The organism is Anaerotignum faecicola (assembly GCA_024460105.1).
Taxonomy (GTDB): domain Bacteria; phylum Bacillota; class Clostridia; order Lachnospirales; family Anaerotignaceae; genus JANFXS01.
The window spans coordinates 1-459 of record JANFXS010000257.1 but is presented as its reverse complement, the minus strand read 5'-3'; the positions used below and the strand labels follow the sequence as shown (position 1 = coordinate 459).

Annotated in this window: 1 protein-coding gene; it reads left to right on the top strand. The window is 52.3% G+C overall.

Going from position 1 to position 459, the window contains the following annotated elements:
- Positions 1 to 459, top strand: a 459-nt coding sequence (locus NE664_13840; protein ID MCQ4727715.1) for a LysR family transcriptional regulator substrate-binding protein, incomplete at both ends; no start/stop codon positions are given.

Below are 459 nucleotides of genomic sequence, written 5' to 3'. Positions count from 1 at the left end.
AGCCGGAGAACGCAGCCGGACTGTCACGCTCTCCCTCTATGCGGCTTCCAAGCTGCTGCCGGAACTGGTCATGGCATTTAAGCATGAATACCCCTCTATCCGGCTTCAGATCATCCAGGAGGACTTAACGAAGAACCAACCCAACGGCTGCGACTTAACCCTGTTTTCCTCCATGCAGCCATGCACACAGGATTATTCTGTCACCCTGATAGAAGAAGAAATTCTCCTGGCACTGCCTGATTCCAACCCGTTGTCCAAACGGGACAATCTTAACTTAAGCGAGGTAGCAGGCGAGGAATTTATCTGTCTTCAGCAGGGAAAGAGTTTAAGGACCATCACTGATACTTTCTGCAAGATAGCCGGCTTTGAACCCTCTGTCGTGCTGGAGAGCGACAGTCCTGAGACGGTCCGCGAACTGATCCGGGCCGGTATCGGCATCTCCTTCATCCCTTCCATTAC